Annotated in this window: 26 protein-coding genes; 16 read left to right on the top strand and 10 right to left on the bottom strand. The window is 54.2% G+C overall.

Annotation, left to right across the window (positions count from 1 at the left end):
- The first annotated feature begins 19 nt into the window (after positions 1-19).
- Together AC3Y2E_RS23625 and AC3Y2E_RS23620 are read left to right on the top strand one after the other, a co-directional pair.
- Positions 20-847, top strand: coding sequence for a sensor histidine kinase (locus AC3Y2E_RS23625; protein WP_379214752.1), 828 nt, complete (start codon positions 20-22; stop codon positions 845-847).
- Entirely contained in the window at positions 844-1,491 is a 648-nt protein-coding gene (locus AC3Y2E_RS23620) for a response regulator (RefSeq protein ID WP_190928415.1), read from the top strand. Before AC3Y2E_RS23625 ends, AC3Y2E_RS23620 begins: the two co-directional genes overlap by 4 nt.
- A 55-nt stretch (positions 1,492-1,546) precedes the next feature.
- Here the strand turns inward: AC3Y2E_RS23620 and cydS are convergent, their stop codons facing one another.
- The 3 genes from cydS to AC3Y2E_RS23605 are packed head-to-tail and all read right to left on the bottom strand — an operon-like array spanning position 1,547 to position 4,074.
- The gene (gene cydS / locus AC3Y2E_RS23615; RefSeq protein ID WP_263364813.1) at positions 1,547-1,672 is read right to left on the bottom strand and encodes a cytochrome bd oxidase small subunit CydS family protein; all 126 of its coding nucleotides are present in this window, start codon (positions 1,670-1,672) and stop codon (positions 1,547-1,549) included.
- Between the two features lie 24 nt (positions 1,673-1,696).
- On the bottom strand, positions 1,697-2,722 hold the full coding sequence (locus tag AC3Y2E_RS23610; protein ID WP_379214749.1) for a cytochrome d ubiquinol oxidase subunit II: 1,026 nt from the start codon (positions 2,720-2,722) through the stop codon (positions 1,697-1,699).
- The gene (locus AC3Y2E_RS23605; protein ID WP_379214746.1) at positions 2,719-4,074 is read right to left on the bottom strand and encodes a cytochrome ubiquinol oxidase subunit I; all 1,356 of its coding nucleotides are present in this window, start codon (positions 4,072-4,074) and stop codon (positions 2,719-2,721) included. The genes AC3Y2E_RS23610 and AC3Y2E_RS23605 overlap by 4 nt, the downstream gene beginning before the upstream one ends.
- Positions 4,075-4,402: 328 nt before the next feature.
- On the opposite strand from AC3Y2E_RS23605, the gene AC3Y2E_RS23600 reads away from it, so the two are divergent.
- The gene (locus AC3Y2E_RS23600) at positions 4,403-5,599 is read left to right on the top strand and encodes a chromate transporter (protein ID WP_379214744.1); all 1,197 of its coding nucleotides are present in this window, start codon (positions 4,403-4,405) and stop codon (positions 5,597-5,599) included.
- A gap of 216 nt (positions 5,600-5,815) precedes the next feature.
- Here AC3Y2E_RS23600 and AC3Y2E_RS23595 read toward each other — a convergent pair whose 3' ends face one another.
- Together AC3Y2E_RS23595 and AC3Y2E_RS23590 are read right to left on the bottom strand one after the other, a co-directional pair.
- Complete coding sequence (locus AC3Y2E_RS23595) at positions 5,816-6,901, bottom strand: copper resistance D family protein (RefSeq protein ID WP_379214742.1); 1,086 nt, start codon at positions 6,899-6,901, stop codon at positions 5,816-5,818.
- 41 nt (positions 6,902-6,942) lie between these two features.
- Positions 6,943-7,446: a PCYCGC motif-containing (lipo)protein gene (locus AC3Y2E_RS23590; protein WP_379214741.1), complete on the bottom strand. Its 504-nt coding sequence runs from the start codon at positions 7,444-7,446 to the stop codon at positions 6,943-6,945.
- A gap of 189 nt (positions 7,447-7,635) precedes the next feature.
- Between AC3Y2E_RS23590 and AC3Y2E_RS23585 the strand changes: the two genes are divergently transcribed.
- The 3 genes from AC3Y2E_RS23585 (at position 7,636) to AC3Y2E_RS23575 (ending at position 9,197) form a co-directional block, all read left to right on the top strand.
- Entirely contained in the window at positions 7,636-8,208 is a 573-nt protein-coding gene (locus AC3Y2E_RS23585) for a copper resistance CopC family protein (RefSeq protein WP_379214739.1), read from the top strand.
- 172 nt (positions 8,209-8,380) lie between these two features.
- The gene (locus tag AC3Y2E_RS23580) at positions 8,381-8,806 is read left to right on the top strand and encodes an SRPBCC family protein (protein WP_379214737.1); all 426 of its coding nucleotides are present in this window, start codon (positions 8,381-8,383) and stop codon (positions 8,804-8,806) included.
- Between the two features lies 1 nt (position 8,807).
- Positions 8,808-9,197 (top strand): ArsR/SmtB family transcription factor, encoded by a 390-nt coding sequence (locus AC3Y2E_RS23575; protein ID WP_379214735.1) that lies wholly within the window; start codon positions 8,808-8,810, stop codon positions 9,195-9,197.
- A 20-nt stretch (positions 9,198-9,217) separates the two neighbouring features.
- Here the strand turns inward: AC3Y2E_RS23575 and AC3Y2E_RS23570 are convergent, their stop codons facing one another.
- From AC3Y2E_RS23570 to AC3Y2E_RS23560, 3 genes are all read right to left on the bottom strand, one after another.
- Positions 9,218-9,754 (bottom strand): hypothetical protein, encoded by a 537-nt coding sequence (locus AC3Y2E_RS23570; RefSeq protein WP_379214733.1) that lies wholly within the window; start codon positions 9,752-9,754, stop codon positions 9,218-9,220.
- A gap of 206 nt (positions 9,755-9,960) precedes the next feature.
- Entirely contained in the window at positions 9,961-11,184 is a 1,224-nt protein-coding gene (locus AC3Y2E_RS23565) for a cation:proton antiporter (protein WP_379214731.1), read from the bottom strand.
- A gap of 3 nt (positions 11,185-11,187) precedes the next feature.
- The gene (locus AC3Y2E_RS23560; protein ID WP_379214847.1) at positions 11,188-11,685 is read right to left on the bottom strand and encodes a cation:proton antiporter regulatory subunit; all 498 of its coding nucleotides are present in this window, start codon (positions 11,683-11,685) and stop codon (positions 11,188-11,190) included.
- Between the two features lie 315 nt (positions 11,686-12,000).
- On the opposite strand from AC3Y2E_RS23560, the gene AC3Y2E_RS23555 reads away from it, so the two are divergent.
- The 8 genes from AC3Y2E_RS23555 (at position 12,001) to AC3Y2E_RS23520 (ending at position 19,347) form a co-directional block, all read left to right on the top strand.
- Positions 12,001-12,681, top strand: a complete 681-nt coding sequence (locus tag AC3Y2E_RS23555) for an ABC transporter ATP-binding protein (RefSeq protein WP_379214729.1) — start codon at positions 12,001-12,003, stop codon at positions 12,679-12,681.
- On the top strand, positions 12,678-15,173 hold the full coding sequence (locus tag AC3Y2E_RS23550; protein ID WP_379214727.1) for an ABC transporter permease: 2,496 nt from the start codon (positions 12,678-12,680) through the stop codon (positions 15,171-15,173). The genes AC3Y2E_RS23555 and AC3Y2E_RS23550 overlap by 4 nt, the downstream gene beginning before the upstream one ends.
- 118 nt (positions 15,174-15,291) lie before the next feature.
- Positions 15,292-15,969 carry a response regulator transcription factor gene (locus AC3Y2E_RS23545; RefSeq protein WP_379214725.1) on the top strand — a complete coding sequence of 226 codons (678 nt, stop codon included), beginning with the start codon at positions 15,292-15,294 and terminating at the stop codon, positions 15,967-15,969.
- Positions 15,970-15,973: 4 nt separating this feature from the next.
- A complete protein-coding gene (locus AC3Y2E_RS23540) occupies positions 15,974-16,996 on the top strand; it encodes a sensor histidine kinase (RefSeq protein ID WP_379214723.1) in 1,023 nt (340 codons plus the stop codon).
- A 51-nt stretch (positions 16,997-17,047) separates the two neighbouring features.
- On the top strand, positions 17,048-17,629 hold the full coding sequence (locus tag AC3Y2E_RS23535; protein ID WP_379214721.1) for an NAD(P)H-dependent oxidoreductase: 582 nt from the start codon (positions 17,048-17,050) through the stop codon (positions 17,627-17,629).
- A gap of 114 nt (positions 17,630-17,743) precedes the next feature.
- Positions 17,744-18,319: a histidine phosphatase family protein gene (locus AC3Y2E_RS23530; RefSeq protein ID WP_379214719.1), complete on the top strand. Its 576-nt coding sequence runs from the start codon at positions 17,744-17,746 to the stop codon at positions 18,317-18,319.
- Between the two features lie 13 nt (positions 18,320-18,332).
- On the top strand, positions 18,333-18,827 hold the full coding sequence (locus tag AC3Y2E_RS23525) for a GNAT family N-acetyltransferase (protein WP_379214717.1): 495 nt from the start codon (positions 18,333-18,335) through the stop codon (positions 18,825-18,827).
- A gap of 49 nt (positions 18,828-18,876) precedes the next feature.
- Positions 18,877-19,347 (top strand): SRPBCC family protein, encoded by a 471-nt coding sequence (locus tag AC3Y2E_RS23520; RefSeq protein ID WP_379214714.1) that lies wholly within the window; start codon positions 18,877-18,879, stop codon positions 19,345-19,347.
- Between the two features lie 52 nt (positions 19,348-19,399).
- Here the strand turns inward: AC3Y2E_RS23520 and AC3Y2E_RS23515 are convergent, their stop codons facing one another.
- The gene (locus AC3Y2E_RS23515) at positions 19,400-21,619 is read right to left on the bottom strand and encodes a heavy metal translocating P-type ATPase (RefSeq protein WP_379214712.1); all 2,220 of its coding nucleotides are present in this window, start codon (positions 21,617-21,619) and stop codon (positions 19,400-19,402) included.
- 391 nt (positions 21,620-22,010) lie between these two features.
- On the opposite strand from AC3Y2E_RS23515, the gene AC3Y2E_RS23510 reads away from it, so the two are divergent.
- Both AC3Y2E_RS23510 and AC3Y2E_RS23505 read left to right on the top strand, forming a co-directional pair.
- A complete protein-coding gene (locus tag AC3Y2E_RS23510) occupies positions 22,011-22,604 on the top strand; it encodes a sigma-70 family RNA polymerase sigma factor (protein ID WP_379214845.1) in 594 nt (197 codons plus the stop codon).
- Positions 22,549-23,304: a hypothetical protein gene (locus AC3Y2E_RS23505; protein ID WP_379214710.1), complete on the top strand. Its 756-nt coding sequence runs from the start codon at positions 22,549-22,551 to the stop codon at positions 23,302-23,304. Before AC3Y2E_RS23510 ends, AC3Y2E_RS23505 begins: the two co-directional genes overlap by 56 nt.
- Positions 23,305-23,429: 125 nt before the next feature.
- Here the strand turns inward: AC3Y2E_RS23505 and AC3Y2E_RS23500 are convergent, their stop codons facing one another.
- The gene (locus AC3Y2E_RS23500; protein WP_379214708.1) at positions 23,430-24,212 is read right to left on the bottom strand and encodes an ABC transporter permease; all 783 of its coding nucleotides are present in this window, start codon (positions 24,210-24,212) and stop codon (positions 23,430-23,432) included.
- Positions 24,213-24,216 lie beyond the last annotated feature (4 nt).

Raw genomic sequence — 24,216 nt, 5'->3', positions numbered from 1 at the left:
TCCAAGGAGAGACGGGCCTATGTCCTATAAGCAAATCAAATGGCTGATTCTGATTTTGCCTACCGTCACGATCGGACTGTGGGAATATATCCGACACCAGTTTCTGCTGCCGTACATTTCGATGGATCTGGGCAATCTGCTTGCTCCGGTTATCGTATTTCTCGTGACGATGATTTTCCTGACGCAGCTGTTCTCGATGCTGGAGGATATGCAGGAGGAGCTGAAGGAAGCCCGCGCCGCCAAAGCCGCGCTGGAGGAACGCGAGAAAATCGCCCGCGAGCTGCACGACGGGATCGCCCAGTCGCTGTTTCTGCTATCGGTCAAGGCGGATCAGCTCGACAAGCGTTACGCCGGGGAAGCCGCCGACATCCGGGGGTTCAAGCAGACGGTCTATGAAGTGAACGGGTACGTCCGGCAGGCGATCGCGAACTTGCGTTATCCGGCCGAATCGGATTCGCTCCCTTGGATGGACATGCTGAAGTCGCTGGCCGCAGATCTGACGATGAATACGGGGATCGACGTCGAGTGGAGCTGGAAGCTGCCCGAGGACAAGCTGACGGCGAAGGAAAAGGTGGAGCTGTTCGCCTCCATACGCGAGGCGCTGCTGAACGTGCGCAAACATTCGAAGGCCGAGCGGGTAAGCATCGACGCTGCGGAACGAGGCGGGGGCTGGGTATGCGCCGTCAGCGACGACGGCCAGGGCTTCGAGGGCGATCCGCTGAGGCGCGATAACAAATTCGGGCTCAGCATGGTGAAGGACCGCGCGGACGAGATGGGGTGGACGTTTGAGATCGTCAGGGAGCAGGGAGAGACGGTAGTCCGCATACGAAAGGGGGAAGATGGATGACTCAGCCGTTTCGGGTATTGATCGTAGACGACCATAAGCATGCCCGGGAAGGGATTCGGACAATTCTCGAACTGGACCCGGCTTTCGCGATCGTGGCGGAAGCGCAAAACGGCCGGGAGGCGATGGAGCTGACCGACCGGTATATGCCGGATATGATCCTGATGGACATCCATATGCCGGAGATGGACGGGCTGGAGGCGACCAAGTGGATCAAGGACAAATACCCGTATATTAAAATCGTCATGGTCACCGTATCCGACGACATTACTCATCTGTTCGAGGCGCTTAAGAAAGGGGCGCAGGGGTATTTGCTGAAAAATCTGCATCCCGAGGAATGGCACCATTACTTGCGGGCGGTAGCGGTGGACGAAGCGCCACTTAGCCGCGAGCTTGCGCTGCGGATTTTGCACGAATTTTCCCAACACAAAGAACCGGCAGCCGTTCAGACGCCGCTGACGGCGAGGGAGCAGGAGATCCTTGGACTCGTCGCCAAAGGGATGTCGAACCGGGACATCGCCGGCAGGCTGGACATCTCGGAGCATACGGTCAAAAACCATTTAAAAAACATTTTACACAAGCTGCATCTGGACAACCGGGTCCAGCTCGCGAGATACGCGTTCGAGAAAGGGATGATCAAGAAATAGCGGCCCAGCAGCGCAAGTAGACATTGTTCCTGCATCCGCAGCCGCCGGTTGACGGTCAGCTTGCCGCCTCGTCATCCCCCGGCTCGACCGTTACGTTCCCCCACGCCCCCCAGACGAACACGCCGGCGACGGCTGCCGCGACGACAAGCAGCGGGGCTCCCATTATGAGAAACGAGATCATGCGGCAACGCTCCTTCCGTTACATTTAATGCTTGCTTCGTTTGCCCTGGACGTACAACGCATCGAACAGAAACAGTCGCAGCAGCAAATACAGCGACGGAATCAGCAGCAGCAGTCCGAGGACGAATACCGTAATTAGCCCGGCCGCCATCGCGTCGCTCGTAAAATGATCGTGGATCGTCAGGAACGGATACAAAATGTACGGCAAATGAGCCGCCCCGTAGCCGAAAAAGGCGAAAGCGAATTGCAGCATGACGAACAGAAACGCCCAGCCGAGCCGGATTCTCCGTGCGATCAGCGTAATCGCGATTACGAAGCAGATGAAGGAAGCCGCGAACATCCACGACAGCGACAACATGTTCTGATAATGCTCGTAGTTGTGGCTGCGTATGGCGAAGAAGACAAGCAAGCTGCTGAAGATCGTCGGCAGGCTCCAGGCCAGGGCGTAGGTGCGGACAATCTCGAACGCTTGACGGTCTCCGGCTTTATGGGCGTAGTAGCTGAGAAACATCGCGGAGATGTACAGCACGCTGACAAGTGAAAGCAGGACGACGGCCCATGAATAGGCACTGCTGAACAATGCTGCGAACAGGAAGCGGACTTCGCCGGTGCCGGTTACCTCGATAAATCCGCCCTCGGATATCGTAAGCACAGTGGACAGTGAGGCCGGAATGAGCAGACCGCTCGCGCCGTACAGCAGCATATAGACCCGGTTGGAGCGGGAGCCGTACGTGCTGAACGCATAATAGGAGCCGCGGATCGCCAGCAGCACGATCGCAATGCTTCCCGGAACGAGCAGAGCCGTCCCGAAATAATAAGCCGTATCCGGGAAAAAGCCGACGATCCCGACAAAGAAAAAAACGAGAAAAACGTTGGTCACTTCCCATACCGGGGACAAATAACGTTCGATAACGTTGTGAATCAGATGGCGGGTACCGGTGACGGAGCTGTAATAGCTGAAAAATCCGGCTCCGAAATCGATGGAGGCGATGATCAGATAGCCGTACAGAAATAGCCACAATACCCCAATTCCAAGCGTTTCGTAGCTCATCTATGATCGCCTCCTTCCATGCCGAGCGCACGCAGCTCGTCCTCCGCCCGGTTGGAGCGGAACATCCGGCTTAATACGCGGACCGTCGTGATGCCGAGCACGAGATATAACAGCGCAAATACGATCAGCATCGTATCGACATGCCCGGACGTCGTGGCGCCTTCGGCGGTTCGCATAATCCCCCGCAATATCCAGGGCTGCCGGCCTACCTCGTTTAAGATCCAGCCGTGCTCGATCGCCAGCATCGCCACCGGAGCCGCGACGACGATAAGCGCCAGCAGCTTTCGGCTACGGTACAAACGCCCCTTTCCCTGCCACATATACCAAAGAAACAGCAGCACCACGAGGGTCATGTAAGCGACGTACATCATTTTAATATCGAATATATAATGGGTCCACAGCGGAGGCTGCTCGTCCTTCGGAATGTCGTTCAGTCCGGTTACTTCCGCACTCGGGATGCCGTGGGCCAATATGCTGAGCGCATAAGGGACGGTCAATCCGTACTTCACCTCGTTGTCGTCGCCCAGCACGCCGCCGAACAGCAGAGGCGCATGTCCGGTCGTCTCGAAATGCCACTCCATCGCCGCCAGCTTCTCCGGCTGGTAGTTCGCCAAATATTTTCCGGACAAATCGCCGATCAGGGCGGTGGACATCGTAAATACGGCCGCGCAGCCCATCGTCAGCTTTAATGCTTTTTTGTAATAAATGTGTCGGCGTCCTTTCATCAGTGACCAGACCGCGATCGCAGCGAGCACGAAGGCACATGTGACGAAGGCGGAGGAGAGCACGTGCGCCACCTTGGTCGGCATCGCCGGACTGAGCATGGCGGCGATCGGATGAACGCTTGTAATCGTGCCGCCTTCCATCGTTAAGCCGACGGGATAGTTCATAAAAGCGTTGACGATCGTAATAAACAGGGCGGAAGCCGACGAGCCGATAACGACCGGGACAAGCAGCCAGATATGAGCCGTTTTGCTTTTGAACCGGTCCCAGGTGTATAAGTAGATGCCGAGGAAAATAGCTTCAAAGAAAAACGCGAACGTCTCCATAAACAGCGGCAGCGCGATCGATTGGCCTGCGACGCGCATGAAGCTCGGCCACAGCAGGCTGAGCTGCAAGCCGATGGCCGTTCCGGTAACGACGCCGACCGCAACCGTGATCACATACCCGCGGGCCCAGCGGCGGGCGAGCAGCAGGTAGTGCGGGTCGTTTCTGCGGATGCCGGTCCATTCCGCGAGCGCGATCAGCAGCGGGACGCCAACTCCCAAGGTGGCAAATAAAATATGAAAGCCGAGCGTAAGCGAGGTCAGCAGTCGGCTTAGCAGGACAGGATCGTAGATCGTGCCGGACATAGCAATACTCCCTTCGTTACTGCATCTTGAGCGTATTCAGGCGAACAGGTGGCGGGACAGCGAGAGCAGCATAAGTGCAGCGACAATAAGGCAGAGGACGATCAACCGCTTCTCTTGCTTGGCGATACGCCGATCTTGATTGGAATTCGGCATGGAGAACCTACCTCTCTTGGAAGATATACGGAACGAAACGTCTCTCCAGATTATTACCGGGAAGCGAAATCTTATGCATTCACAAGAAATTAACAATCGCCGGGATTGTTAGAGTTCCTGGCGATCTTCTATAATGGAGCAAGGGAAGATTGGGAAATCAGCGGAGGCAGGATACATGGCAGGCAGCAGTAAGAGCGGCACACGAAATTCGTGGCTGGAAGTATTAAAAGTGTCCTTGAAGCTGGGACTTACTTCATTTGGCGGACCGGCCGCCCATTTAGGGTATTTTCATGGGGAATACGTTCGTAAGCGGAAATGGATGGACGAACGCAGCTATGCGGACCTGGTCGCCTTATGCCAGTTTCTGCCCGGACCTGCAAGCAGTCAGGTGGGAATCGGAATCGGGACGGTCCGTGCAGGGCTCGTTGGCGGAATCGCCGCCTGGATCGGCTTTACGATGCCGTCGGTCATCGCTTTGGCTTTGTTCGCGATGCTGCTCCAGTCGTTCGATCTGGCTGGCGAGAGCTGGATACACGGCTTGAAAATCGTAGCGGTAGCGATCGTCGCTCATGCGATAGCGGGGATGGGGCAAAAGCTGACGCCGGATCGCAGCAGAATCTCGATTGCGGTAGCCGCTTCGGTCGTCACCCTGCTTGTTCCGAATGCAGCCGGTCAAATTATCGTGCTGCTGCTCGCTGCTGCGTGCGGCTGGATCTGGTTCCGGCGACAAGCGGAGGCGGATGTTCCGGTTCTGGATGTTCCGGTAAGCCGGCGGACGGCGATCGTCTGTCTGGTCCTTTTCTTGGGACTGCTTGCAGCACTGCCGCTGCTTCGGGGATGGATCTCCTCTCACTGGCTGGCCGTCTTTGACAGCTATTATCGGTCCGGTTCTCTCGTATTCGGGGGCGGGCATGTCGTTCTTCCCTTTTTGGAGAAAGAGACGGTGGCAGCGGGCTGGGTGTCGAAGGAAGCGTTTCTTGCCGGTTACGGGGCAACGCAGGCTGTACCGGGTCCGCTGTTCACGTTCGCTTCTTATCTGGGGGCTATCGACGGGGGATGGATCGGGGCGGCAGTTGCCACGTTCGCAATATTCCTTCCCGCGTATTTACTCGTCACCGGGACGCTTCCGTTCTGGAATGTGATACGGACGAGTCCCGCGTTGCAGGGAGTGCTTGCCGGAGTGAACGCCGCGGTCGTAGGGCTGCTGCTGGCCGCCTTGTATGATCCGCTCTGGACGTCGGCGATCGGCTCGACCGCTGATTTCGCATGGGCTGCGGTTCTGTACACGATGCTTGCTTACTGGAAAGTACCGCCATGGATCGTTGTCGTAACAGGGGCGCTGGGCGGGATGGGGCTGGCTGTGCTGCAATAACCCGCTGATATAACGATGGGGATGTCCCGAAAGCGCCAATGTCAGCATGACATGGGAACGTCCCGCTTTACAAATAAGGCCTCAAATCCCACTGCAGCGTGGAGGGTTGAGGTCCTTTTTTTTGAGGAAAATCGGTTAGGCAATTCAGGTATTAACGTTTGTTTGACTACCCCTTTACCGTCCGTTACTTCTATCTCGGCATAGGCATCCTTCGTCCTATCGGATCGATAACATGACAGCCAAATAAGCCGTTACGGTAAACGAGACGCCGAAGCATACGGCCGCCCATGGCGAGTTGCGTTTCCCGGATCGGAAAATGAAATACAGTAACAACAAAGATAAAGCGGCCAAACCAATCCCCAGCGGCTGGAAGCCGAGACCCACCTGCATGTCGACGCTGACGCCATCGCCGTGAATCATGCGGAACAATGCGGAAGGAACGGGAAGCTCGGGATTTTCCGGGTCGTCGTGCGGCGGTCTTTGCATGCCCATAAACGCCGTAGCGGCATAGACGAGCAGGAGGATGACGCTTTCCGCCCGAAGCCATCCGCGCGGATCGAAGCCCGGGTTCGTACGGACTTTGCTTTTGAACCAGAAGCCGTTCAAAATCCCGAACGCTACGACCGGGATGATTAGCAGATGTTTGATCAGCATCGCCTGGCCGTACGAGACAACCCAGCTATTCGTATAGTCGGTCACAATAAAAGCCATCATGACGAATCCCGCGCCGACAATGACAAGCACACAAATCATCGCCAGCGGATGGAACCAGCGTAAAAATTCGCTCCAGCGTGCCGTACCGTGAGCGAACCATCCCGCCGCGATCAGCAGTCCGATCCAAACGCTCGCCGCCGTCAAGTGAAACGATTGGGCGAGAAAGCCCCACGATTCGGATTGTCCGGCGGCATGGCTGGCCCAGCCGTAAGAAAACAGCAGCCCGAGGGTCAATAAAGCCGCCGCCGCGTTCGCCAGCGGATAACGGGCCGGATCGCGAAACGACAGCAGCGCAAGAAACAGCGTGCACAAAATAAACATCCAGACCCACGCTTTGCCGAATTCCAGATCGAGCAGCACGTCGTCGAAAATCTCCCAGAACGGCCCGGCGAATTGAGTCAGAAAGATCGTGTTTTTGATGACCGGCACAAACGATAATACCGCAATCCCGATCACCGCATTGAACAAAAGAGAGCCCGGTATTCGGATATCGGGCTTGGCAGAAACGGGAACGAAGTTCAGCAGGATCGCTCCGCAAACCAGCGCGAAGCAAAGGTACAGCAGCGTTTCCGAAATATATACGATCATGGTCGGTTTTCACTCCAATAGATAGAGACGGCTGTTTGCCGTCAGCTTGGCATAGGTGTCGGGGTCGGTTTGGCATATCCCTTCTGGTACGTCTCGTCGATGATCTGCCGGATTTCTTTCACGGACTTGCCCTGCTCCTTCAGCTGATACGACGTGACGGCGATCTGCATGCAGACGCCGCAGCGCGTCCCGTGGTCGTCCCACACGACCGAGCCGTCGCTGTCGATTTCCTGGATAAAGCAGTCCTCATTGCTTTTGTGTCCGACGCTTTCGCCGCAGCCGCAGTAACACGGCATCGACCGCAGCACATCGGCCGCCTGCGCCGCTACCCGGTAAGCGATCCGGATCTCCTCGCGCTGCTTGTCCAGAAAGGAAGGAAGCTGCTGAAGCGAAGCGGTTTTCTCCTGAATATCCCCGGATACGACCGTGCTGTGATCGTGACCGTCGTGCTCTCCGGCCGATGACGGCTTGTCCCCGCTGCCGCAAGCGGTCGTGACGAACAGGGATGCGGCGGCGATCAGAACGCCGATAGTTCGTTTCTTCATCCTGCACCTCGTTTAATTATAAAGAATCGGTAAGGGAATCGTTCAATCCCCATCATATCACACAAATGATATCTGATCGTATGCTCATATGACAAAAGTTCGAAAAGTTGTCCATCCTTTGCAGAGGGAGAACCAGCGTGTTTTGGTATACTGGGAACGTATTCCCGGATCAACCGGGAAAAAGAATCGATGAGGAAGGAACAAACGAAGATGAAACAAACGATGAGCCTATTCGTGCTGCTTGTCCTGCTGCTGGTGCCGTCTGCCGTGTACGCCCACACCGGCCTCCAGTCGTCCTCTCCGGCGAACGGGGCGACAGTCAGCGAACCTCTGAACGAAATCAGGATGGTGTTTAACACCGAGATCGGATCGCTAAGCTCGTTCGAGCTGCGTGCTACGGACGGAACAAGCGTCAAAATCGCCGACCGCAAGGTGGACGGAGCCACGATGAGCGGCAAGCCGGAAGCGGGATTGGCCGACGGGGAGTATACCGTCGTATGGAAAATTGTAGGCAGAGACGGTCATCCGGTCGAAAATAAATTCGCGTTTACGATGAAAGCGTCCGGACAAAATCAAGCCCAGCAGCCGCCGGCACAATCGCCTCAGTCTGCCGATCCGGTAAAGCAGCCGGGAATGGCCGTACCTCCGGAGAAGGCGAACGGTCCCGTGTTGGTGATGGGAGCCGTAATCGTGCTTGTAGCGGTCATCCTGATCGCTGTACTCGTTATTTTCAAAATGAAAAAGGGGAGCAGAAGACCTTGAGTCTGTCGGCTCCCCGGCTTTGCCGGCCGTCTTGTCCGGCGAAGCTTTGTACGTTTGACACGAAACCAAACGGTGTCGTATAATCAGATGCGAAACCAAACGGTTTCGCATCTGAACATCGAGTTTGTCTGATCCAAACCAAATAAACGGTTTATCCAGGAGGAATTGAATAATGAGTGATCTTACACCGGAATCCATCCCCGACATTCGCAAAACGCTGGTGTTGAACGCGCCGATCGCCAAAGTATGGGACGCCGTGGCCACAGCCGAAGGAATCGCGGCCTGGTTTATGCCTAACGATTTCAAGCCGGAGATGGGCTACGAATTTCATCTGGAGGCCGGTCCTTTCGGCCGTTCGCCATGCAAAGTGACGGAGATCGACCCGCCGAACCGGCTGACGTTCCATTGGGGCGAACAATGGTCGGTTACGTTCGAACTGGCCGAGCAAGGAGACAAAACCGAGTTCACGCTCGTTCACTCCGGATGGGATCTAAATAAAGTAACCGAATTCGGCGAAGCCCATACGATCGTGCGCGACCGGATGAACAACGGCTGGACGGGCATTGTGCAGAAGCTCGGCGCTTACGTCGGGTCCTGAGATGACCGGTACTTCGCCGAAGCATGATGTGTTCCAGGCGATTGCCGATCCGACGCGGCGCAGACTGCTTCATTTGCTGGTAGATCAGGAGATGCCGGTCACCGTAATCAGCGGCCATTTTCCGATGTCCCGGACTGCGGTGTCGAAGCATCTGCGCGTATTATCGGATGCCGGGCTCGTCAAGGAGAGGAAGGTCGGGCGGGAGACCCGCTACAGGCTGGAGCCCGAGCCGCTCCTCGAACTGAAGCGGTGGCTGTCCTTTTATGACCGGTTCTGGGATAACAGGCTATCCGTACTGAAACATCTGGTCGAAGCGGATGGCAGGGATGAACCGGGCGCTGCGGTCAAGCCGGTCAAGCCTGAGGCCGTGGCCCCGTTATCGCCGGATTGAACGGACAATGGGGCTTATTTTCAATTGACGCGCTTCATCCGTCTCCGGGTCATCCGATTCCGGCAGCCGCATCCTGCCATTATGCCGACAACGCCTTTCGCCAGATAGGGGGCGGGAGCGGCCGGCTTTAATCCGGGCAGACGGAACGTGCCGATGATTTTGGGAACATCGTCGTTAACCATTCTTTTCATGAAGCGGATCGGGCGGCCGAATTTTACGTAGTCGTAATCGTCCTTGTTTTTGTTAAGGAATTCGTCCGGCAGCTCGCCGGGCGTGCTGTAGGCAAACAGCCGGCCGTTCCGTTCCCCGATCAAAATAAACGGGGAGCTGTCATAGCCTTGTCTGATCCATTCCCGGCGGGACATCTTGAATACGGAGATCGTCAGCACGTCGCCGTATGTTTTGCCCCGGTACTTGAAGAGAAAGCGAACGTCGTATTCGGTCTCCCCGCCGTTTCGCGATCGGTCGATTACGGTATACGGTTCCCACCAGCCGGGTATACGAACCGTGAAACCATACCGGGGGTCCTTATAAAGATAATCGAGTTTCGGTTTCATCGAGAGTTTTCTCCTGTCTGTCCGACAAGCGGGCGAGCTCGTTCGGAGCTGGAATTGTTCTTCCAACAGGATATGCGGCAGCAGCGGATCGGTTCGTCGGCAGGAAGAGCGGCGTTGCCGCTGCGCAAAAAGAAGAGCTCTGATTCCGTCCGGGCAGGACGGAGCCGGAGCTCCTCTTCGGTTTGGCGAGGCGGATAACGACGGGATTACCCGGTGTCTTTCTGTTTTTCCTTTTTCTCGCGGTTGAAGCGTGTTTTTAATTTTTGATACAGCAGGTAGATCGATTTCGATTCTTTCGTCAATAAAGGTCCTAATACAGCTAGTATTAGCACATATAACACGGCGAAGGATTGGATGGCCGGCATCAGCCCTCCGGCCTTTCCAATATTAGCCATTATGATCGAAAATTCACCCCGGGATACGAGCGTAAAGCCAACGTTCAGCGATGCGCGCGGGGAAACGCCGGATAGTCGTCCGGCAATCGCTCCTGCGAGCAGGTTGCCGATGATCGTCAGGACGACGGCGATTAACGCCATGCCGACTGCACCGCCCAGCGTTGCTGGCTCGATGGTCAGTCCGAATCCGAAGAAAAAGACGGCGCCGAAAAAATCGCGGAAAGGCAATACGTGATGTTCGATCCGCTTCACATGGGCGGATTCTCCGAGCACCAGTCCGATCATTAACGCTCCGATCGCTTCCGCTACATGGAGCGTCTCCGAGAAGCCGGCCACGAGAAACAGCATCGTCATCACCATGAGCAGAAATAGCTCGGAGGATTGGATATTAAGCGCAATATCGAGATATTTGATCACTTTTCTTCCTATGATCAAAAAGACGACGATAAACAGGAGGGCCGATAAGGAGATCAGCACGACTCCGCCGAGCGAGGTCGCCCCGCTCAAGACCAGACCGGTCAGGATGGAAATATGGACGGCGATGAACAAATCGTCAAACATGATCATGCCCATGATCAATTCCGTCTCCGGATTGGCCGTTCGCTTCAAATCAACGAGCACCTTGGCGACGATGGCGGTGGAAGAGCTAGTCATAATCCCGCAGACGACCAGCGTTTCCTTCAGCGGCAAATCCATCATCCAGCCAAGTAGAAGGCCGGATACGAAGTTCAGCCCGACATAAAAGGAGCCGCCGACGAGAATCGCTTTGCCGGACTTGAGCAGCCGGGCGACGGAAAATTCAAGCCCCAAATAAAACAGCAAAAATAAAATGCCGAGACGCCCCATAAAATCGATAAACATCGAGCTCTCGATAAATCTCAGGTCGATAATCCAAAAATGCGGAGCGTGCGGGCCGACGGCCATCCCGACCAGAATATAAAAGGGGATGACGGAAAAGCGCAGCTTGGTGGATATGAATCCGACAAGTGTGATCAGGGCAACGGCAAGACCCACTTCGAAAATAAGCATATCCATACGTTACAAGCTCCCGTTCAATAGCAGCTGCTTAAGTTCCTTTAAATGCATCCGTTCCCCGGCTACGACCAAGGTCGATCCGGCTGCAAACATATACTCCGGCCCGGGATTCATACATTTTTGATGATTTTTCTCAATGACGGCGATGATCGTTGCCCCTGTTCTCCGCCGAATATCCAATTCCCCGATCCGCTTCCCGATACATAACGACAACGGTTCGATCCGCAGCCACTCGATCAGCAGTCCGTCCAGCATCATTTCCTGCGTATCCAACTGTTTCGGCTTGTAGGTAATTCCGGATAAGATCCCGGACACCGTCCGTGCCTCCTCATCATCAAGCGTAATCATCGATGTGACCTCGTCGGGGTCGTCCGGATTCAAGTGATACAGTTCGCGACGGTCGTCATTATGAATAACGATAACGAGCTTGTCGCCGCTGCGGGTATCCAGGCAAAATTTACGGCCGATCCCCGGCAAGTCCGATTCTCTAATGTTCAAGATGCGCCCCTCCTTTCCTGATTGCTGGAGAAGCGGTACATCTCGTGATGAAAACTATGGGTCATTGTACGAAACGCCTCCTATGCAAGTTTTGTGAACAATAGTTGCGCAACCGCTTAAGTACTCCAAGACAATCTCCTCCTTTGAGATGTTGTGCGAATAGACCTCCCGGGAGAGGTCTACTTCAAATCTTACCAGACGACAGAAATAAGTCCAGTACTTAGCGGCAGGTAATTTGTCACTGATGTCACCAGATTGTAAGATGTCCCGTTTATAATCCAATTTATACGTTCAAGCTAACGAAAGTGGTGATGACGGATGCTCATATTACAAACGGTGGAGATTACGAAAATTTACGGCAGCGATTCGAACCGGGTCGTCGCGCTGGGCGGTGTTAGTCTGGAAGTCAAGGAAGGCGAATTCATTGCGATCGTCGGCTCTTCCGGCAGCGGCAAATCGACTCTGCTGCATATGCTGGGAGGCCTGGACAGAGCTACAAGCGGACAGGTGTATGTCGACGGCAAGCCTATTTTCGATATGAATGACGATGAGCTGACGGTGTTCAGAAGAAGGAGAATCGGGTTTATATTTCAACAGTACAATCTGGTTCCGATCTTAAACGTCTACGAGAATATCGTGCTGCCGATCGAGCTGGACGGCAACCGTGTCGACACTCCGTTCATCGAACAGCTTGTAAAGACGCTCGGGCTACAAGACAAGCTGCATCATTTGCCGAACCATCTGTCCGGCGGGCAGCAGCAGCGCGTTGCGATCGCCAGGGCGCTGGCGACGAAGCCGTCGATCGTTCTGGCCGACGAGCCTACCGGAAATCTGGACAGCCGGACAAGCCAGGAAGTGATCGGGCTGTTGAAAGTAACGAGCCGCAGCTATAATCAGACGATTGTGATGATCACGCACAATGAGGAAATCGCTCAGCTTGCCGACCGGATCATCCGGATCGAAGACGGCATCATCGTCGCCGGCGGTGAACGGCTATGATGTTCCCCAACTCGAATTCCAGCATCGTCAAACGGCTGACGATCCGTTCGTTACAGCAAAACCGGCTCCGCAACCGGTTTGTATGGCTGGCGATCGTTCTTACGGCGTTTTTGGTTACCTCGGTATTCAGCATCGGAATGAGTTACGTCAAAACGATCGATAGGCAGCAGTTGAAGATGATGGGGACGAAAAGCCATGCCGCGCTTACGCTCCCGAGGGAGGATCAGATCGATAAGCTGAGCAAGCTCGATTATGTGGATGATGCAGGCTTGTCCGCAAGTGTTGCACATGTGGTCAACACGCCCGAAATGGGCCATATATCCGTGAATCTGCATTGGTACGACAAGACGGAATGGGAGAAGATGAGAAAACCTCTCGTCGATTCGTTCACCGGTACTTATCCGCAGAAAGTTAACGAAATACTAGTGCCGACCTGGATTCTGGAGAAGATGGGAATTCGGAATCCGCAGCTCGGGATGCCGATCGAGCTTGCTTACAGGACGATACGGGGAACGGAACTGTCGGAGGAGATACAGAGCGGCTTCGTATTAAGCGGTTGGTATTCGGAGACGATGCATATCCGTTCGGGCAATATCGGGTCGATGTTCATCTCTGCTCCATTTGCCGAGTCGCTGGGCGCTTATCCCTGGACGACGGGCAGCGCCTCGATCGTTTTCAGCAGCGAGAAGCGAATTTCAACGTTAGCGGAAAGGCTGGAGCGGGATATCGGGCTGACTGGCGATCAGAAGGTTAAAGTCGTCCCGCTGTATGAGCGCGGAACGGAAGGCAGTCTGGCTACGGGTGCCGGGTTCGCCGGGATGATCGGGTTCATCTTATTCAGCGGCTACCTGCTTATTTACAATGTGCTGTATATATCCGTATCCAAAGATACGAGGTTTTACGGGTTGTTAAAAACGATCGGAATGACGCCGAGGCAGATTCGTACAATCGTTACCGGTCAAGCTCACAGGCTCGCATGGACCGGAATACCGGCCGGAATGGCGCTTGGGGCCGTCACCTCGTTCGCGGCCGTACCGCTGGCGCTCGGCAGTCTAGACATGGAAGCCGGGGTGGAGGTGTCCTTTAGTCCGTTCATCTTCATAGGAACCGCCTTGTTTACTTGGCTGACGACAATGGCAAGCAGCATGAAACCGGCCGCGATCGCGGGCAGCATTTCGCCGATCGAAGCGGTGAAATATACCGGATTAACGATGAATACGAAAGTGAAAAAAAGCACCGGAGGCTCGAAGCTGTATCGGATGGCGCTGCGCAACGTCTTCAGGGACAAGAAACGCGCGGCGGTTGTGTTCCTGTCGCTTTTCCTCGGACTAACTACGTTTTTGACCGTGAATTCGCTCGTCTTAAGTATGGATACGGACCATTTTCTGGCCAGCTACACGGAAAACGATTTTGATCTGTACAACAATACGACGAGGATCGGCTACCCGGATGAAGTAAAGTCCGTAATAACGGAGGACAAGCTGAAGGACATCCTATCGATCGAAGGGATACGTCAAATCCGAACAACGTACATGTCCAAGCTGGCGATCCGCTATGACCCGGGTGTGTTCGGCAAACATATCGACGCTTTTGTAGAGAAAACCAAATCGGAACGGCCGAGCGACGAAGCTATCACCCAGAACGATTTGTTCCGTTCTCTGCTTATTGGGCTGGATACGGAATATGTAAGGGAGATGAATCAGAAGCTGGAGAAGCCGATTGATATCGGGGGATTTGAGCGAGGAGAAGTCGCTTTGATCGGCGGTTCGCCGGAAAATTACGAGACAGGCAGTCCGATCCAGTTTCGCCTGCCCGGGAATAACGCCGAAAGAACCGTACAAATCGGCGGGTTCGTCGACTGGATGTTTCAAGCTCCTTACGGCAGTCTGGCGCCGAATGTATATGTCAGTCATCGGGCTTTCGAGCAAATGGTGGCCGATCCGCTCATTTACAAGCTGAACATTCAAGCCGATCCCGCCAAGCATCCGCAAATCGAGGATCGTCTCAAGGCGATTATTGACGGAGATCACGCCTGGTATATGGAATCGAGAATGGAGCAGGCGGAGGATCTGAAAGCGGGCAAGCAAATGCTCTATATACTCGGCGGCGGTATTACAGTGATCCTGGCATTTATCGGCATACTCAACTTTATGATTACGATGCTGACGGGAATAACGGTCCGGCAGCAGGAGCTGACGGTTATGGAAAGTATCGGGTTGAGCAAGAAGCAGTTGAGAACGATCCTGCTCTACGAAGGAGTCTGGTATGCCGTGTTGACGGCTCTCCTCCTCTCGACGCTCGGGACGCTGATCAGCTACGGAGCTTATCGGTTGTTCCGGATCGAAGCGACGTATGCGGTATATACATTTCCGTTCGTACCGCTCCTAGTATCGCTAATGCTTGTTTTTGCGGTATGTCTGGTTGTTCCACTCGTTTTCTATCGAATATTGAAAACAAAAACGATCGTGGAGCGGTTAAGAGAAGCGGCCTGACCACGGGCAAGAGGAGAGGTATCCCTGCGTACCTCTCTTTGGTTATGCTGTGCAGCCGGACCGATTAGACGATGCAGACCATAATACTTATAATGGAATTATAGGAAGGGGAGAAGGGATGACCACCATTCTCATAGTGGAAGACGACAAACTGCTGAACGAAGGATTAACCTTTGCGCTAGGCAAGCAGCATTACGACGTAATCGGCGCGTTCAGCTATGACGAAGGGTTGTCCGCCTTTCGGAAGTTTGCCCCGGATCTCCTCATCCTGGACGTTAATCTGCCAGACCGGAAGGGGACCGAGCTGTGCCTGGCGATCCGGCAAACCTCCCAGGTTCCGATCGTCTTCTTGACGGCGAATGACAGCGAGCGGGATATTGTCGAAGGCTTCGAACTGGGAGCCGACGATTATGTGTCGAAGCCGTTCAGTATGGCGGTACTGTGTCAGCATGTCAAAGCGATATTGCGGCGAAGCGGTAAAGATGGCGCGGACGACACGTTTACCGACCGAGATATTGCGGTGCATTATGCCAGGATGAAGGTGTACAAACGAGACAGGGAAGTGAAGCTGACGGCCAACGAATTCAAGCTGCTCGAGATTTTGACCCGGCATAACGGACAGGTGCTTACCCGCCAGATCATCCTGGAGAAGCTGTGGGATTTGGACGGCAACTTCGTCGACGAAAACACGCTGAGCGTGAACATCAAAAGGCTGAGGGACAAGCTGGAGGACGACGTCAAAAACCCGGATTATATCAAAACCGTATTCGGCATCGGTTATACGTGGGGAGAATAGCGGGATGAAAAGCGCTTTCACTCGGATGATCGCCTTTTGTTACGGCGCGTTTCTGCTGTCCGGTACCGTTTACTTCATCATACTCATCGTGCTGTTCGAACCGGGACGTGGGGTCATCGTGTTGACGGCCGGCTTTATGGCGATTTCTGCGCTTATATGGACCGGCTATGTGCTGGCGATCCGCAAACGGATGACGACGATTTTGCACCAGTTGTCGCTGACGATACAATCGCTGATCGAGCTGGAAGAACGGGAGCTGTTTCCCGTCACGGAAGATACGATGTTGTCGAAGCTTCAATCCCAAATCGTGAACCTCTCGCGCGTGCTGAAATCGCAGAGGAAGCGGTATCAGGAGGAAGGCGATGAAATGAAGGCGCTCATCTCCGACATCTCCCATCAGCTGAAGACGCCGCTGGCCAATCTGAACTTGTACAATAGTCTGCTGCTGGATGAAAGTCTGGATGACGGCAAACGCGAACAATTTACGCTTCACATGCAAAATCAGCTGGAGAAAATGACCTGGCTTATGAACAGTCTGATCAAAATGTCGCGGCTTGAGGCCGGGATGATCGAGATCCGCAAGGAAAGCGCAAGTCTTGCCGATACGGTGTTGTCGGCGATTAAACAGGCCTACCCGGGCGCCGAGTCGAAAGGGATGGAGATCCGGTTTCAGTGCGAACAGCCGGTCGTGATCCGTCACGACGTCAAATGGACCGGTGAGGCGGTTTACAATGTTATCGACAACGCCGTAAAATATTCGCCGCCCGGTGCAATCATCGAGGTCGGAATCGACGTGTATGAGTTTTTTGCGAGAGTAGACGTCCGGGATTACGGCGAAGGGATCACTGAAGACGAGATAAACCGGCTGTTTCAGCGGTTTTACCGGGGAGACAACGCCAGGAACGTCGAAGGGGCCGGTATCGGTTTATATTTGGCCCGGAAAATGATTACCAGGCAGGGCGGCTACATCAAGGTAACCTCGACACCAGGGAAAGGAAGCCGATTCTCGGTCTTTTTACCCGTATAACCGGTTCGGTCCGGTACTGGTTCAAAATTTACTATTCGAGGGGGAATTGTTATGAAAGCCATAGTTATTGTAGCTCATCCGAACAAAGCCAGCTTTAATCACGCGATTGCAGGCCGAGTCCGTCAGACCTTGGAGAATAACGGACATGAAGTGTTTTTTCACGATTTATACGAAGAGAAATTCAACCCTGTTTTTATAAACGAACATGAAAATGAGAAGGACGAGCTGGTGCTTCGGCATCGCTGTCATATGAAGGAAGCAGACGCTGTTTTTATCGTTCATCCGAACTGGTGGGGGCAGCCACCTGCCATACTGAAAGGCTGGGTCGATAAAGTATTGTTCGAAGGTGTGGCGTATAAGTTCCCGGAAGGAGTGGACGGTGGCGGAGTTCCGGTAGGGCTGCTGCAAGCCGGCGTTGTTCAAATTTTGAACACTTCCGACACGCCTGAAGAAAGGGAACGGGCGGAATTTCACGACCCGCTGGATACGATCTGGAAAAACTGCATCTTTAAATATTGCGGTGTCCTGAACGTACACCGGAAAGTGTTCCGGGTTATAGCTTCAAGCACGGAGCCGGAACGGATCGCCTGGCTGGATGAAGTGGAAGCGATCACGACCAGCCGGTTGAGTTAGCCGCTGGTCGTACAGGGCAGCGGTTAGGCTGCGACGTATAAATCGGTATGTGCTTTCGATATTCTACTATATAAAAGAAGAATTCTATTTCTCGCTTGAAGGGCGGGTGACGGCTTGGAGAATCCCAATACGATAATATATTTTGTGAGGCACGCCCAATCGGCATATGTCGAAGGCTCCGAACGGACGCGGGGATTGACGGAGCAGGGGAAACGGGACGCGGAGCGGGTCAAGGATTTACTGACCGGCGAACAGCCGGACTTGTTCGTGTCGAGCCCTTATCGGAGGGCGGTCGATACGATTCTACCCTTGGCGCAAGCATGCGGATGCGAGATCCGGCTTGAGGAGGATCTGCGTGAACGTGCATTGTCAGGTGCGGAAATGGGCAAGGATCGTTTTTTCGATGCGAAGCGGACCTTGTTCGAGCAGCAAGACTTCGCCTACCCCGGCGGCGAATCGAGCAACGAGGCGCGGCGGCGGGCGAGTCCGGTTATTGCAGATTTGCTGAAGCGGCATACGGGCAAACGGATCGTGATCGGCACTCATGGCGATATTATGACTTTAATGCTGCAGACGTACGACCCGTCCTGCGATTTCGAATTTTGGCAAAGCACGACAATGCCGGATATTTACAAGCTTGAATTTGACATGCAAGGTGAGCTGATCGCGAAGAGAAGATTATGGGGCTGAAGGAGGTCTGACATTGATCCGATTGTGTACGATGGACGATGCTGCGACGATTTATGAGATTATTAATGATGCCGCGTCAGCCTATAAAGGGACGATCCCGGAGGACCGGTATCGGGAGCCGTATATGCCGGTAGAGGAACTGGAAGCGGAAATCGCGGACGGCGTCTTGTTTTGGGGCGTCGAGCGGAACGGAAGTTTAGTCGGTGTAATGGGTATTCAGGACAAGGGAGAGGTGGCGTTAATCCGCCATGCTTATGTCCGCACGACCGAACGGAACGGCGGGATCGGTACCCTACTGCTGTCGCACTTGATGGGACAGACGGAGAAGCCGGTGCTGATCGGAACTTGGGAAGCGGCGGAGTGGGCGATCCGGTTTTACCAGAAAAACGGGTTCGCGCTGGTGTCGCCGGATGAGAAGCGCAACCTGCTTCAGCGGTTCTGGAACGTGCCGGAACGGCAAATCGAGACGTCCGTCGTCTTGTGCGACAGCCGGTGGAGCGCGAAGTGATATCCGGAAAACGAACATAGATGATGCTTTTTATCGGACCGGAGGAATTATGCCAATCGTTCATGTGGAGATTGTAGTGCGCAGCGACATGGAAAGCTGCTTTGATGCTTCAAGGGATATTGGCCTGCATACGAAGACGGTATGGAAACATACGCGGGAACAAGCGGTAGCAGGTGTGACGTCCGGGCTGATCGGCTGCGGCGAGACGGTAACGTTCGAGGCGACGCACTTCGGCATCCGGCAGCGGTTAACTTCGAAGATCGTGGAATTCGATCGGCCGTATCGGTTTGTTGACGAGATGCAGAAAGGAGCGTTCGCTTACCTCCGGCATGCTCACGATTTTATAGAGCATCCGGAAGGAACGCTGATGAAGGATACGCTGGAGTTTCATTCCCCGTATGGAATCATCGGGAAGTGTTTCAATTTCGTCGTGCTGGAGCGTTACATGACCCGGTTTCTCGCGGATCGGAGCCGCTGTTTAAAGGAACAGATCGAGTCGGGCTTGTGGCGGCGGGGCTGACAACATAAAACCCTCCGGAATCGAATTCCTGGAGGGTTCCAATGAAAAGCCGTTAGCTCGGCTGCTTCTGTCTGGTTTGGAGCAGAATCGTTAAACTGACGATAGTTACGAATATCGTCGCTCCCATATCGGACAAGATGGCGATCCATAGGGTCAGCCAGCCGGGTATGGTGAGCAGAATCGCCAGCAGCTTCAAGCCGAGCGAGACGGAGATGTTGAACTTGATAATCCGGTTCACTTTTTTGGAGATGCGGATCGCCTCGGGCAGCTTGCCCAAATGGTCCTGCATCAGGACAATGTCCGCCGTCTCGATTGCGCTGTCCGTTCCTTTCCCCATGGCGATTCCGAGCTGGGCGGCGGCGAGAGCGGGAGCGTCGTTCATGCCGTCCCCGATCATCGCTACGCGGCCGTACTGTTCAAGCTCCTTGATCTTAGCGACCTTATCCTCCGGGAGGAGATTGCTGTAGTAATTGCTGACGCCTACGGCAGCCGCCACTTTCTCGGCCGTTTTCCGGTGATCTCCGGTTAGCATGACGGTTTCACGGATGCCGGCCCGGTGAAGGGCGGCGATTGTATGGCGGCTTTCCTCGCGAACCTCGTCGGCGATTCCGAATATACCCAGAATGTGATCCGCATCCGCCACCAGCACGAGGGTAAGTCCTTCGTTTTTTAACTCCTCGATCGAAGCGCGTACGGTGTCGTTAAGCGTAATATGATCGATCGCTTTTTCGCTGCCGATCCAGTACGTCCTACCTTCCACTTTTGCGGTTAAGCCTTTTCCAGTCTGATTTTGCATCTCCTCGGCATCAGGCGGCACGATGCTTAATCGGTCCAGTTCCTTCATGATGGCTTTGGCCAGAGGATGGGAGGAAGATTTCTCCATAGCCCCCGCAACCCGGTAAAAACGTTCCTCGGCGTATACGACCGTACGCTGCACATGCGGCTCGCCTTTCGTAAGCGTTCCGGTTTTGTCGAAGGCGAGGATGTCGATTTTGCCGAGCTGCTCCAAAAACACGCCGCCTTTGACGAGAATACCGTTCCGTGCGTTCCGCGCAATTCCCGAGATGATCGCAATCGGCGAAGACAAGATTAACGCACACGGGCAACCGACGATTAATACGGCCAAGCCCTGGTACAGCCATTTCCCCCAGTCGCCCCCGAGCATCAGGGGAGGGACGACGATAACAAGTGCGGCGATGATCATAATAAGCGGCGTATAGATTTTGGCGAATTTGTTAATGAACAGCTCCGTTGGAGTTTTCGTCTCCTGGGCCTCTTCGACCAAATGCAATATTTTTGCAAGCGACGAATCGCTATAAGGCTTGTCGATGCGAACCCGCAGGACGCCGTCGTTATTGAGACTGCCTCCGAATACGAACTCGCCGGCCGTTTTCTCGATCGGCATCGATTCTCCGGTAATCGCCGCTTCGTTTACCGAGCTTCTTCCTTCCGCAATCGTCCCGTCGGACGGAATTTTCTCGCCGGGCTTTACCAGAACGATATCGCCCACCGCCAGCGCCTCGATCGGGATGACCGTTTCTACGCCGTTGAACACTTTGACGGCTTCCTTGGGAGCGACTTGCAGCAGCGTTTCCATCGTCCGCCTGGCTTTCTCCATGCCCATGCCTTCCAGCAGCTCGTTTAACCCGAAGAGAATGGCGACCAGGGTCGCTTCCTTCCATTCGCCGATTGAAACCGCTCCGATCAAGGCTACCGTCATTAACGTGTCGATATCGAACCGGAGCCGGAACAAGTTTTTCAAGCCGCGCATAAACGTGGTATACCCGCTCAAAACAGTCGCCAGCAAATACATGCCGATCAGATACGGTTCGTCGATCTGTCCGCCGAGCAGCAGGGCAGCCGCATACAAAGCGCCCGATGTGATCAGCAGCCCCCAGATTCGCGAATGGGAGCCGCCGTGCGAATGGTCGTGCCCTTGCGAATCGTCGTGATCATGATGATCATGCCCGTGCGAATGATCGTGGCTGTGGTCGTGACCATGGGAGTGATCGTGTCCGTGACTATGCGAATGTCCGCCGGATGCGTGATTTTGATCGTGTTGATGCGGTCTGGGCTGCGGCCTGATCAAGGCGGCGCCGTCCGTTTTTAATATTTGTTCGACCCTGGCGAGATCGATTTGCGGATGAAGCGTAAGTTTGCCGGAGTTATAGCTAAGCTTAGCATCGCTGCCGTGCTCCAGCCGCCGGATTTCATCCTCGAGTCTTTGGGCGCAGCCCCCGCAGGAAAGTCCCTTTACTTTGTACTCGGCCATGACGAAACCTTCTTTCCGATAACATATGATTATATGTTCATATGATATGTCGCATTTCGTTTTTTGTCAAACCTATATTTCCCACAATGCGGCAATACTAATTGATTAAAAACGTTGTTTCTGTTGGGATACCCAAAAAATGTATAATGGGATGGATACCTGAGGAAACAGGGACTTGAACGCTATCAGGCGCCTCATTTCTACCAACAGATGGGTTATGAGGTGTTCGGCGTATTGGACGAGTACCCGGACGGGATCAAGCAATATTTTCTGAAAAAACGGTTGTAGGTGCAGCTGCGGCATCTTCCTGATCTAGATTTTTTTAGAATAACCGAACGATTTCACTAAAAAAGACCAATATAGTGTAGGCAAAAGGAGGGAGGAGAGCGCAATCGATCCGACACCGGAATTAATCGATCGGGTGCTGAATGGGGATGGCCGTGCCTTTGAGCAGCTGTACAACCTAACGATCCGAAACGTATACCGGATCTTATATTTCTTATGCGGTGCGGACCGGGGCGACGTCGAGGATATCGTCCAAAATGTATATTTGGAGCTGTACCGCTGTCTGTCGAACTACAACAGGTGCAGCTCATTCACGGCGTGGTTGTCGGGAATTACTGTGCGGCAGCAGCAAGCTTATAAACGGCAAAAGTGGAAGGAACGGCGCAGGAGGGAGCGGCTCTGCTCGGTTCGAGACACGGACCGGATCATCGCCGCGGACGGGGCATCCCATTCGCCGGCTGAAGAAATCAAGGAGCAGCTGGACCTGCTGTCGGATAAGCTTCGGCAGGTAATCGTCCTGCATTATCTAAGCGACCTGACTCAACAGGAAGTGGCCGATCTGCTGGGCATCCCGGTCGGTACCGTCAAGTCGAGAATCAATCTGGCGTTAAGACAGCTAAGGGAACTGGGAAGGAGGGATACCGATGCGCAACCGGGACGAGCTGATCCGGTCCATACTCGACAAAGCAGCCGCCATTGAACCGCCTTCGGAGCTAAAAGGGAAAGTGATGCAGCTGGTGCTGCGCGGCGCAAGCGGAAATCCCGTATCCGCGATACGGGTCGATTCGTGGGACGAGTCCGATCCGATGGATCGGATCTTGCAGCAGTTGAAGCCGGGCATGGGAATTGCAGTGTATATAGCCGGTACGGCAGACGGTGCAGTCAGCCAGCAAACCTGCTACAAACCGGTCGAATGGACAGGGAGTCTGAACGGGCTACTGGCGGCAGCCTCGCCGTATGATCCGCGATTGCCAGCAGGAGCCGAGTTGATCCGAGCGAGTGTGATGTACGGATTCGATAACTTAACCGACGACGAAATAGCGGAAATGATCGAACGGAGCGAACATACCGGACAGAGGGTAGTCGTCAGAGACCTGGTTCCGAACGATCGTCTCGTAGGCGCACAGCTGGATTACACGTACGGTGGCCAATCATTTGAGTATCACATCCTGACGACAACCAAAAGCCGGATACACGTGCCGGATATACAAGATCATCGCATCGAACGGGTGGCGGTTAACGGACAAGAGGGCCTCTACTTGTCGGATGGGTATCAGAATCAATTGATCTGGGTTGAGGAAGATTCGGCTTCCGGTTATCCGCTTCAATACGAGATCCGAGCCCGCCAAGCCGAGAAAGAGTGGCTGCTGGCGATCGCCGGATTATGCACGATCAGGTGAAAAGACGGTGACTTCGCCATAAACGGCAAAAACCGATTGCAGAACCAAGCCGCCGCCGGTTCCGTAATCGGTTTTTTTTGCCCAGCCGGTAACGTTCCGTTCGCGGAAACGCACCCATGAAGCCATCAAGAGCCTGTCGAACGATAATGCTTCACGCCGAAATGCCACACAAGCAGGCACGGGATAATAAAGACGACCCCGGCCAAAGGGGAGATCATATACAGCAGATCGTTGCCTTCTGTTTTACCGAGAATGTACAGCATCGGCAAATAATTGATACATGCGAACGGAATGACGAACGTAAAAAAACGGGATACCCACTTCTCGTAAATATTAAGCGGATATTGAGCCATCTCCCTGCCGCCGTCCGTAAAAATATTGGCGACCTCCAGCCCTTGAATGGTCCAGAAGCATAAGGTGGCCGCAAGGATAAAAATTCCCGTAAATACGAGAACGCCGCACGCGACCATCAGGATCAGCGTAACGATTTTCCAGGCGGTCCAATCGACGGGCAAGCTGACAATCGCCCAGATCAGCACGATCAGGCTCTGGGTCAGCCGCCCGACCCGGGTGAATTCGAATTTGGAGCCCATCACTTGCACGACGGTGCTTCTCGGGCGGACGAGCAGCCGGTCGAAGTCGCCTCCCGCAACCAGCGAGGAGAACGTATCGAAGCCCCGGGCGAAACATTCGCTGATGGCAAAGGCGATATGAGTGACCGCGAAGATCATCGCCACCTCGAAAAACGTCCATCCCTTCAACTGGCCGAACCGTTCGAACAGAAAGTACAATCCCGCGAACATCATAAACGGGGTGAGACACTGGCCGACGGTCAGCATCCAGAACGACGCGCGGTATTGCATCTGAGACTTGAACAAGATTACCATATATTTGAAATACAGCTTCATCGCC

Source organism: Paenibacillus sp. MAH-35, assembly GCF_058135425.1.
This window is presented reverse-complemented; position numbering and strand designations above follow the sequence as displayed.

What these genes read in the sequence shown, in the direction of transcription:
- AC3Y2E_RS23625 (WP_379214752.1), top strand. Translation starts at nt 20, where the DNA reads ATGTCCTATAAGCAAATCAAATGGCTGATTCTGATTTTGCCTACCGTC.
- AC3Y2E_RS23620 (WP_190928415.1), top strand. Translation starts at nt 844, where the DNA reads ATGACTCAGCCGTTTCGGGTATTGATCGTAGACGACCATAAGCATGCC.
- cydS (WP_263364813.1), bottom strand. Translation starts at nt 1,672, where the DNA reads ATGATCTCGTTTCTCATAATGGGAGCCCCGCTGCTTGTCGTCGCGGCA.
- AC3Y2E_RS23610 (WP_379214749.1), bottom strand. Translation starts at nt 2,722, where the DNA reads ATGAGCTACGAAACGCTTGGAATTGGGGTATTGTGGCTATTTCTGTAC.
- AC3Y2E_RS23605 (WP_379214746.1), bottom strand. Translation starts at nt 4,074, where the DNA reads ATGTCCGGCACGATCTACGATCCTGTCCTGCTAAGCCGACTGCTGACC.
- AC3Y2E_RS23600 (WP_379214744.1), top strand. Translation starts at nt 4,403, where the DNA reads ATGGCAGGCAGCAGTAAGAGCGGCACACGAAATTCGTGGCTGGAAGTA.
- AC3Y2E_RS23595 (WP_379214742.1), bottom strand. Translation starts at nt 6,901, where the DNA reads ATGATCGTATATATTTCGGAAACGCTGCTGTACCTTTGCTTCGCGCTG.
- AC3Y2E_RS23590 (WP_379214741.1), bottom strand. Translation starts at nt 7,446, where the DNA reads ATGAAGAAACGAACTATCGGCGTTCTGATCGCCGCCGCATCCCTGTTC.
- AC3Y2E_RS23585 (WP_379214739.1), top strand. Translation starts at nt 7,636, where the DNA reads ATGAGGAAGGAACAAACGAAGATGAAACAAACGATGAGCCTATTCGTG.
- AC3Y2E_RS23580 (WP_379214737.1), top strand. Translation starts at nt 8,381, where the DNA reads ATGAGTGATCTTACACCGGAATCCATCCCCGACATTCGCAAAACGCTG.
- AC3Y2E_RS23575 (WP_379214735.1), top strand. Translation starts at nt 8,808, where the DNA reads ATGACCGGTACTTCGCCGAAGCATGATGTGTTCCAGGCGATTGCCGAT.
- AC3Y2E_RS23570 (WP_379214733.1), bottom strand. Translation starts at nt 9,754, where the DNA reads ATGAAACCGAAACTCGATTATCTTTATAAGGACCCCCGGTATGGTTTC.
- AC3Y2E_RS23565 (WP_379214731.1), bottom strand. Translation starts at nt 11,184, where the DNA reads ATGGATATGCTTATTTTCGAAGTGGGTCTTGCCGTTGCCCTGATCACA.
- AC3Y2E_RS23555 (WP_379214729.1), top strand. Translation starts at nt 12,001, where the DNA reads ATGCTCATATTACAAACGGTGGAGATTACGAAAATTTACGGCAGCGAT.
- AC3Y2E_RS23550 (WP_379214727.1), top strand. Translation starts at nt 12,678, where the DNA reads ATGATGTTCCCCAACTCGAATTCCAGCATCGTCAAACGGCTGACGATC.
- AC3Y2E_RS23545 (WP_379214725.1), top strand. Translation starts at nt 15,292, where the DNA reads ATGACCACCATTCTCATAGTGGAAGACGACAAACTGCTGAACGAAGGA.
- AC3Y2E_RS23540 (WP_379214723.1), top strand. Translation starts at nt 15,974, where the DNA reads ATGAAAAGCGCTTTCACTCGGATGATCGCCTTTTGTTACGGCGCGTTT.
- AC3Y2E_RS23535 (WP_379214721.1), top strand. Translation starts at nt 17,048, where the DNA reads ATGAAAGCCATAGTTATTGTAGCTCATCCGAACAAAGCCAGCTTTAAT.
- AC3Y2E_RS23520 (WP_379214714.1), top strand. Translation starts at nt 18,877, where the DNA reads ATGCCAATCGTTCATGTGGAGATTGTAGTGCGCAGCGACATGGAAAGC.
- AC3Y2E_RS23515 (WP_379214712.1), bottom strand. Translation starts at nt 21,619, where the DNA reads ATGGCCGAGTACAAAGTAAAGGGACTTTCCTGCGGGGGCTGCGCCCAA.
- AC3Y2E_RS23505 (WP_379214710.1), top strand. Translation starts at nt 22,549, where the DNA reads ATGCGCAACCGGGACGAGCTGATCCGGTCCATACTCGACAAAGCAGCC.
- AC3Y2E_RS23500 (WP_379214708.1), bottom strand. Translation starts at nt 24,212, where the DNA reads ATGAAGCTGTATTTCAAATATATGGTAATCTTGTTCAAGTCTCAGATG.